Source organism: Lachnospira sp. (genome assembly GCF_016290755.1).
GTDB classification, from domain to species: Bacteria; Bacillota; Clostridia; order Lachnospirales; family Lachnospiraceae; genus Lachnospira; species Lachnospira multipara.
In genome coordinates, this window is sequence record NZ_JAEEVD010000105.1 from 1 (window position 1) to 2,073 (window position 2,073).

General features: G+C 33.4%; 4 protein-coding genes. 2 read left to right on the forward strand and 2 right to left on the reverse strand.

From position 1 onward, the window contains the following. Both QVA17_RS12480 and panD read left to right on the forward strand, forming a co-directional pair. Positions 1 to 272, forward strand: a 272-nt coding sequence (locus QVA17_RS12480) for a pantoate--beta-alanine ligase (protein ID WP_287389330.1), incomplete at its 5' end; no start/stop codon positions are given. A gap of 134 nt (positions 273 to 406) precedes the next feature. Next, a complete protein-coding gene (panD, locus tag QVA17_RS12485; RefSeq protein ID WP_027430185.1) occupies positions 407 to 790 on the forward strand; it encodes an aspartate 1-decarboxylase in 384 nt (127 codons plus the stop codon). A 60-nt stretch (positions 791 to 850) separates the two neighbouring features. On the opposite strand, the gene QVA17_RS12490 is transcribed toward panD, so the two are convergent. Further along, positions 851 to 1,312: a GNAT family N-acetyltransferase gene (locus QVA17_RS12490; RefSeq protein ID WP_287389331.1), complete on the reverse strand. Its 462-nt coding sequence runs from the start codon at positions 1,310 to 1,312 to the stop codon at positions 851 to 853. A 126-nt stretch (positions 1,313 to 1,438) separates the two neighbouring features. Then, positions 1,439 to 2,073 (reverse strand): hypothetical protein (locus tag QVA17_RS12495; RefSeq protein WP_287389332.1); only part of this gene is annotated, 635 nt, incomplete at its 5' end.

Genomic DNA, 2,073 nt, shown 5'->3' on the forward strand with positions numbered 1-2,073 from the left:
ACTTAAACCCTGAAGAAAGAAAGGCAGCTCTTATTCTTAACAAGGCTTTAACTTCTGGAAAAAATCTTCTTTTATCAGGAGAGCTTGACGCAGACAAGATTAAGAAAGCTATCACAGATATTATTAATAGCGAGCCTCTTGCTAAGATCGACTATGTAGAGATAGTTGATACTAAGGAACTTCAGCCAGTAAAACAAATCACAGGAGAAGTCCTTTGCGCTATTGCAGTTTATATTGGCAAGACAAGACTTATTGATAATTTCTTTGCTTAGAAAAAAGCAGATTAGAAGCTTTTGCTGCCATGAACGTGAACGACTTTTATGGCTTGGTCGATGGCAGCAATAAGCTTTGATCTGCGGGAATATAGAGATATAGTAAGAACGGTTATTTTAAGGAGTAATAATTTATGAATTTAACAATGCTAAAGGGAAAGATTCATCGTGCTGTAGTTACACAAGCAGAATTAAACTACGTTGGAAGTATCACTATTGATAGCGAGCTTCTTGAAGCTGCTGGAATCTTAGAATATGAAATGGTACAAATCGTTGATGTACAAAACGGAAACAGATTTGAAACTTACACTATTGCTGGCGAGCCAGGTTCAGGCATGATTTGCCTTAACGGGGCAGCAGCAAGACAGGTATCCGTTGGCGATAACGTAATCATTATGTGCTATGCAAGCTATAGTGCTGAGGAAGCTAAGGAACATAAGCCAAAGGTAGTATTTGTGGATGAGAAGAATAAGGCTACTCGTGTGACTAATTATGAGAAACATGGAGAGTTGGGGTAAAATTCACAGGAATTCCCAAGAAAGGGAGTTGCCAGTTTACACTGGCAACTCCCTTAAACTTTATAATTTCATTTCCATGCCTAGCTTTAAGAACTCAAATCCATTCCTCTCATAAAACTTCATTGCACTTTCATTACAAGCCCAAACATTTAAAGTTACATTGTAGTATCCATTATCCTTGGCAAAGCTTTTAATATAGTCAATAAGCTTTGTTCCAACATGCTTTCCTCTTGCCTTCTCATCTACGCATAAATCGTCGATATAGAGAGACTTTATATCGGTTAAGATGTTATCTCCAATATGCTGCTGTGTCTGACAGAAAGCATAACCTAATACCTTTCCCTCTTCCTCTGCAACAAAAATAGGATTTAAATCGTTCTTTATTAATTCCTCTAACTGTTCCTTAGTATACTTAGTTCCTACATTAAAGATATCTGGTCTTCCCTTGTGATGAACTAAGTTTACTTGTAAAAGTAAATCTAGAATTGTCTCTAAATCTTTAGATTGCGCTCTTCTAATCATTTTTCTTCCTCCTTGTTGTTAATGTAATTAGCATAACATAAATTTATATGTATAACAAAAAAGCACAAATGATTATATATAATCATTTGCGCTTTTTACTACTTATATCAATATCACTTTTCTATTCTACTTACCATAGCTATCAAAATACTTCAATTCCAACTTCCTAGCCTTATTAAAATATTCCGTACTCTTTTGTGTAATTGAAGAATTGTTATCACTCGCTAGGGATAGACATTCACTTACATTCTTATCATATTTCCCTGTGGTATTGTGATACCAATACATGTCATTCTTAGAATCATTGTATTCTGTAAAATAAAAGTCAATTGTTTCAAGTCCATCAGCACTATCATTAATTTTATATATTCCCCAAATTGAATAAGCTGCACCATTTGAACCTGAATTGTAAATACTATTATCATCTAACAGATAAAGGCGTTTTCTTGACCAACCTTCATCTAATAACTTAAGATTATTATTCTTTAATGTGTATATAGCAAGAATTCTATTATTTTCTTGAAGATCATTTTTCTCAGCTATAATTAATTCATCTACACCATCTGAATTAATATCTAACAGTGTATATCCTATGTCAGCTTTTATATCATCTATATTTTTATCACTATATCTTTCGTCTCTTACAATTTCAACAATTCCATTTTGTCCTTCTTCTACTGTTTGTGTACCATCAAATTCATTTATAAATGTATATGTATCATCTAGTACCTTCTTATAAGCTGAATTCATTTCCTTCTCTT